Genomic DNA, 6,402 nt, shown 5'->3' with positions numbered 1-6,402 from the left:
GTAGACGGATTATTCTTGTATTTCATACAACAATCCTTACGAATACCCTGCTGTTTACGAATCAAAGTTGTAAAACGTACAACATTTATGTCTACCTCTACATGCGATCTATGCAGATGTCTCTCGAATTATACGCACACAGATCCTATCCGGGTCTGTTTTTTTGCTATATAGCCCTTTTTATAGAATACGACTCTCTTGGTTTGTCTTGATTAGGGTTATCAATTATGATAATCAATGGAATGAATTACCGCAATTATATAGAAGTGTAGTTGAGAGGACGGCGAATATGCTCAGAAACTTCCGGCGATCCGCCATTTTACTTTGTTTGCTTATGATCTGGGGATGTTCCGGCAGCCAGAATCCACCGCTGCCGGATACAACCTCCCCAATCTCTTCCATTCCGCCCATCTCACCAGCTTCGCCAACTGTAAATACAGATCCGGAGGATGCCGCTAATACCTACTACGTATCTATAGTTGGAGATAACACTAACCCGGGAACAATAGATTCGCCCTGGAAGACGCTTCAGTATGCTGCCGATCATGCCGGTCCGGGGAGTTACGTCTATATTCGCGGAGGCGTGTATCATCAGAAGCTGCGCATCTCAAGAGGAGGCTCAGCGGCGGCGGGACCTATCGTGTTCGCCGGTTATCCCAATGAGACAGCAGTCCTTGACGGGGCAGGTCTGCCGGTTAACGGGCTGGAGGGACTTATCGAGATCGGTCAGGCGGGCTATGTAACCATTAGGGAACTGGAAATTCGCAATTATAAGACGTCAACCAGAGGTGAGGTGCCTGCAGGCATCTATATTCACGGCTCAGGGAAGGACATCTCGTTACTGAATAACCGCATTCATTCCATCGCCAATACCGCCATTCCTGAGGGGGACGAGCTTTCCGGCAGAGATGCCCACGGGATAGCGGTGTACGGTACTGAAACAGACGCAGCCCTGGTTGGCCTGACCATTGACGGCAATGAAGTGTATGATTTGGTCCTCGGTTCCAGTGAAGCGCTGGCTGTGAATGGCAATGTGGATGCTTTTGCGATTACGAACAATATCATTCATGACAATGACAACATCGGGATTGACCTGATCGGCTTTGAAGGCACGGCCGGGGACATGGCGGTAGATCAGGCTAGGAACGGAGCGGTACGAGGTAATGTAGTCTACGGGATTTCATCCAATACTAATCCGTCATACGGCGCTTCTGTGCCGAACGGCAGCAATGCAGCGGGCGGAATATACATCGACGGGGGCAGGTCAATTCTTGTCGCGGAGAATCGCGTATACGACAATGACATTGGGATTGAGCTTGCTTCCGAGCATAAGGGACGGCTAACCAGCAGCATCACGGTACAAGACAACCTGATCTACCGCAATCGCCTGACCGGCATTGCAATGGGCGGTTATGACGGAGCGCGCGGTGGCACCAGCGATAGTACGGTTGTATCCAATACGCTGTACAAGAATGACCTCTTGGGCGACGGCAATGGACAATTGTATCTGCAAGCGAACTTAAGCGGCAATACGATTAGTAAGAATATTATTGTAGCTGGAGATTCCAGCGTCTTCATCAGCAACGAATACACGAGCAACCGGAATAACACGGTGGATGGTAATCTTTATTACGCTGAGGCTGGAGCAGATGAGGCGTACTGGGTCTGGAAAAAGAAACCCTACACCGGCTTCACCGCTTACCAGCGCGGCACAGGGAACGATTCCGGCTCACGATTTGCCGAGCCACTGTTCAAAGATGCCGCCCGTGATGATTTCCGGCTGGAGCCGGGTTCTCCGGGAGCCGATGGCGGAGCAACAGAGGAAGGAGCACAGCCATGATTTATTTGCGGAGCTTTAAGCTGTCTGATGAAATCGAGCGCAATCCCAACATCTACCCTGACCATGTTTTTAAGCATATCGCCGGAGAGGTGCTGTTGTTTGACCGGATCACGGTGCTCTATGGCAATAACGGCAGCGGCAAATCCACGTTACTTAATGTAATTTCGGGCAAGCTGGAGATTCCGGGAGCCGAAAGAATGACCAGCTATGGGCATAGTATTTATGCTCAGCGGTTTATGGAGAGAAGCAGCTATCAGCTCGGGCAGGATGAGCAAGAGCGTGCAATCAGGCGGCTCCCAGAAGGAAGCCGGTATCTGAAATCAGAGGATATTTTATATGAGGTCAAGAAGATCCAACAAGCCTCCGTCCTGCGTGAGGGACTGTTATATGAGCAGATGAACAAAGGAATGAGCAAAGAACAGGCAGCAGAATATGAAGCAACCTATGCGTTTAAGAAGAAGCTGGACGACATTCAGTTCTCACAAGAGAAATACTCGAATGGCGAAACATCCATGCAATTTTTCGAGGAGCATCTGCTGCCCGGGCAATTGTACTTACTGGACGAGCCGGAAACATCACTGTCTCCAGCCAATCAGATAAAAATGGCCGAGCAAATCAATGAGCTGGCGCGTTATTTGGACAGCCAATTCATCATTGCTACTCATTCACCCTATGTTCTAGGCACACTACAGGCAAAAATATACAATCTCGATGCAAAACCGCTTCAGACAGCAGAATGGTTTGAGCTGGACAATGTCCAATTCTTTTATCAGTTTTTCAATAAGCATAAGCAGTTGTTTGAATGAGAGTGGAATTTGTAATGACGGTCTGCTTCACCTGAACGGCTGCTCATGCGCCTTGCTTGTTCAGTCCTGCCATACCGAGTGTTTGCTCCAGCCGGTCCAAATCCACCGTGAAGTCTGCAAGTCCCGGAAAACGGTCATGTGCCGTACCCTCATCTTGTCCGTACATCATGTAGTAGTCAAGTTTGTTGTGGTTGCTGATCATCCAGTAAGTAGGCACTACATGCCGGAGATGAAAAATTTCGATAACAACGGTTCCCTTCATGCAGAAAGCAAGATTGGCCAGTCCGGCACCATGCGGCGATACTATCGCTTTGGCACAAGCAAAGAGCTGAACCTGCTGGGCCACGGTCCAATCCTCCAGACAAATAGGAACAAATCCGTACGCCTCCAAATACCGGATGACTTCATTCTCGTTAATGAACCGGCGGGCAGAAGCTTGGCCCCGGGAAATGAAAATACGGCTTGGTGATTGGGGTGTTGTGCCGCTTCCGGGCAGCATAAACCTCTGGAGGGTAGCAGTGGTCCAAGGCGGATAATGGGAATTCATCATCAGGGAAGGAACTACCAGCCGCTCGGCCTGAATTTCCCGGTCATCGGCGGCGTGAATTACGGACGATTCCGGTACGTCAAACATAGCTAAGGTCTCTTCCACGAAAGCCCCATAAGGATTCGGATTCATGATGAGGGTTTGAAAAGATATATTTAGAGTCCTGAGCATCCCCAGCCGCGGCAGCACATCATATAACCAGTGAAAATAGTTATGACTCCCGCAAAAAGTCAATGCAGCAGCCGTTCCAGGGACCTCCTGAAGCTCCCGGGCCTTCCGCCGCTGCAAAGCCGGATGTTCTTCCGGCGTTAGCATTCTGTGTAGTTGTCCATCGTATTCGGGGGACAGGTCGAAAATCAGTTTGCTGTCTGATGTCAGGATAGATCCAGATCGTCCCCACACACGCCCGCTCGGAATACATGCCACATATCCGCCTCCGGGTTGAAGGGTATAGGGTTGCAGGTAAGGGTGAACTTCCTGTTCAAGTGTGTTGGGGGCCCTGTATTCAGCGGCTCCTCCAAATTCAAAAGGTACAACCCTTTCCCCGGCTCCAGATGGAGCGGAAGCTGCCCATTCCCACACATCCCGGTAGAACCCGGACTCTCTCAGGCTTGTGCCTGCCGGCTTCTCGTTTCCGCAGATTTCTTCCACTGATCATCCCGCCATTCCCTTTAATCTCATGAAGTTATTTTATGCGGGCCTAGCTTAACGGGCGCGAAGACAGGAAAAAAAAGGCGGACATTCCCTAAGAAATGTGGGGGGGATATTTGCGTAAACGTTTTTACAAATATGTGGTTCCCAACTTCACCCGCTTGAAATTTAAATTCCACAAAATCCGCTCAAACCCATCCATTCAAAATCGAAGGCTGCAAAACCCGAATATGTCATATTAAATAACACCAAAAAGAGATTATTTCCATTATAAAGAAATTTTTAATCACATACCTAACGCATTCATGTTATAAATGACATTTGTAAGCGTTTTTATTTTAAAATTTTAAGTATTTCCTATTGTAATCTATGAATTCCTGTACTAAAATGAACCTAGAAATTGCGAAAACGTTTTTGCAAATAAATATAAACTCACTGATTATAACGTTGATATAAAGGTTTAATTCTTGCGTAAACGTTATGACAGAAAGGAAAATTATGGCGGATAAAGAACTTACCATCAAAGATGTGGCCAGACTTGCGGGCGTCTCGGTGGCCACTGTCTCAAGAGTAATGAATGGCCGGGATCGTGTAAGTGATGCAACCCGCAAAAAAATCCTGAAGATGATCGAAGAGCTTAATTTCGTTCCGAATACGATGGCTGCGTCCATGGTCAACAAGAAGACCCATATGATTGCAGTGGTCGTCCCGGAAATCCAGAATCCGTTCTATACGGCAGTCATTGGCGGAACCGTGGAAGCAGCCAAGAAAGAGGGCTTCTCCACACTCGTTGTTTCTACATATAACGATGAGGCGGAGGAGGAAGAGTTCTTCGAAGGTTTTCTGGGACGCAATGTTGATGGCATTATTCTTATCGGTACGCACAAAGAGGCCGGATTCTATCGCAACATCCGCAAGCCTACCATCCTGGTGGACCGGTTTATCAACGATTGCGGGCATGACGGTGTTCTGATTGATAATTTCCGCGGGGCTTATGAGGCGGTCAGGCATTTTGTGGACTATGGCCATGAACGTATCGCAATTATCGACGGAGCGCATGACTTCAATGACGGCAAAGACAGATATTGGGGTTATCATCAGGCTCTGCATGAGAAAGGCATCACTCCAGATTCCAATTATCATAAGCAAGGCCGGTGGCTTGAGGAAGACGGATACAGGTTTACGATAGAGCTTATGCAGGCTGAACGGCCGCCGACAGCAATTTTTGCTACCAATAATGTGATCTGTACAGGGGTTATTAAAGCCATCCGGGATTTGAATCTGCGGATTGGTGAAGATATTTCTTTAATTGGTTTTGACGAGAACGAACTCGCCCAGTTTGTCCAGCCCCAAGTGACTGTTGTGGGCAGGCCGATGAGAGAGATGGGGCTGCACGCGACGGAAATGCTTATTCAGAAGATCAAGATGCCGACAAACGGGGCGTCCAAGCTAAAAAAAGTGATACTGGATGTGGAGCTGATCAAGCGGGGTTCCGTTAAAAAGCTAAAGTAGAGTAGCACGGGAGGAAGAGGTATGGCCAACATTCTTGTCGTAGGCAGCATGAATATGGATATTGTGACCCGGGTAGATCGGCTTCCTGTTCCCGGTGAAACGTTACATGGTATGGGGACTGGCTTTCATGCAGGAGGGAAAGGAGGCAATCAAGCCTGTGCCGCAGCGAGATCCGGGGCCAAGGTAGCAATGGCGGGAGGAGTAGGCTCCGACGCCTTCGGCATAGAGATATGCCGGAAGCTTGAAGATGAGGGGATCGATATCACAGCCATTGCCCGCAGGCCGGAAACGACCGGAATCGCACTCATTACCACGGATTCCTCAGGGGAGAACAATATTATCCTGTCGCCGGGAGCTAACTATAGTTATGGCGGAGACGATCTGGAAGCTCTGGATCTGTCCCCCTATGATGTGATCCTCCTGCAGAATGAAATTCCCGGCTCCGTGAATCGCAGGATAATCGATAGGGCTGAAGCTGCAGGCGTCCCCGTATGCATGAACCCGGCTCCGGTAACCGGATTTGACCGTGACCAGCTCAGAGGAATCCGCTTACTGATTATGAACGAAACCGAAGCGGAGGTACTGAGCGGGATGCAGATTGTAAGCTTCAAGGAGGCATGCAGCGCGGGCCGGTTGTTATTGCAGGATGGAATTCCGCAATTGATTATTACACTGGGCAGCCAAGGGGCTGTATACATGGATGGTGACGGGAAGATCCTTGAGATCCCCGCCTATCCGGTTGAAGCCGTGGATACAACAGCCGCAGGGGATACATTTATCGGAGCATTCGTTGCCGCCTACTACGGGGACAACGAATTGGCAGACAGTCTGCAATATGCAGCTGCTGCTGCTGCGTTAACCGTCTCCGCTACCGGAGCTCAAAGCTCTATTCCTGCCAAAGAACAGGTTTATGCTTTTCTTGAACAGGCCGGCTCCTAGTCGAAGATATCTGTAATTTACCGTAGGAATATAGATTTTCTTCGTGAAAAAGGGTTCTACGTACCCGGATGCTTTCGTGAATTAACGCTTCTAATTGTTAAAGGATC

At 49.0% G+C, this 6,402-nt stretch carries 5 protein-coding genes; 4 read left to right on the top strand and 1 reads right to left on the bottom strand.

The window, feature by feature from the left end; genetic code table 11:
* The first annotated feature begins 289 nt into the window (after positions 1–289).
* Both GC101_RS01510 and GC101_RS01505 read left to right on the top strand, forming a co-directional pair.
* On the top strand, positions 290–1,840 hold the full coding sequence (locus tag GC101_RS01510) for a right-handed parallel beta-helix repeat-containing protein (RefSeq protein WP_171715829.1): 1,551 nt from the start codon (positions 290–292) through the stop codon (positions 1,838–1,840).
* A complete protein-coding gene (locus GC101_RS01505) occupies positions 1,837–2,646 on the top strand; it encodes an AAA family ATPase (protein ID WP_171715828.1) in 810 nt (269 codons plus the stop codon). The genes GC101_RS01510 and GC101_RS01505 overlap by 4 nt, the downstream gene beginning before the upstream one ends.
* Before the next feature lie 43 nt (positions 2,647–2,689).
* Here the strand turns inward: GC101_RS01505 and GC101_RS01500 are convergent, their stop codons facing one another.
* Positions 2,690–3,619: a glycosyltransferase 61 family protein gene (locus GC101_RS01500; RefSeq protein ID WP_171715827.1), complete on the bottom strand. Its 930-nt coding sequence runs from the start codon at positions 3,617–3,619 to the stop codon at positions 2,690–2,692.
* 723 nt (positions 3,620–4,342) lie between these two features.
* On the opposite strand from GC101_RS01500, the gene GC101_RS01495 reads away from it, so the two are divergent.
* Both GC101_RS01495 and rbsK read left to right on the top strand, forming a co-directional pair.
* Positions 4,343–5,356: a LacI family DNA-binding transcriptional regulator gene (locus tag GC101_RS01495; RefSeq protein WP_171715826.1), complete on the top strand. Its 1,014-nt coding sequence runs from the start codon at positions 4,343–4,345 to the stop codon at positions 5,354–5,356.
* Between the two features lie 21 nt (positions 5,357–5,377).
* Positions 5,378–6,295, top strand: coding sequence for a ribokinase (gene rbsK / locus GC101_RS01490; RefSeq protein WP_171715825.1), 918 nt, complete (start codon positions 5,378–5,380; stop codon positions 6,293–6,295).
* Positions 6,296–6,402: the final 107 nt, after the last annotated feature.

This window comes from Paenibacillus phytohabitans (genome assembly GCF_013141775.1).
Taxonomy (GTDB): Bacteria; Bacillota; Bacilli; order Paenibacillales; family Paenibacillaceae; genus Paenibacillus_AQ; species Paenibacillus_AQ phytohabitans.
Note: the sequence above shows the minus strand (reverse complement) of the source record. Positions and strands in the feature narration are given on the sequence as shown.

Bases quoted from the DNA above. Each gene is read 5' to 3' on its own strand.
- GC101_RS01510 (WP_171715829.1), top strand. From the start codon at position 290: ATGCTCAGAAACTTCCGGCGATCCGCCATTTTACTTTGTTTGCTTATG.
- GC101_RS01505 (WP_171715828.1), top strand. From the start codon at position 1,837: ATGATTTATTTGCGGAGCTTTAAGCTGTCTGATGAAATCGAGCGCAAT.
- GC101_RS01495 (WP_171715826.1), top strand. From the start codon at position 4,343: ATGGCGGATAAAGAACTTACCATCAAAGATGTGGCCAGACTTGCGGGC.
- rbsK (WP_171715825.1), top strand. From the start codon at position 5,378: ATGGCCAACATTCTTGTCGTAGGCAGCATGAATATGGATATTGTGACC.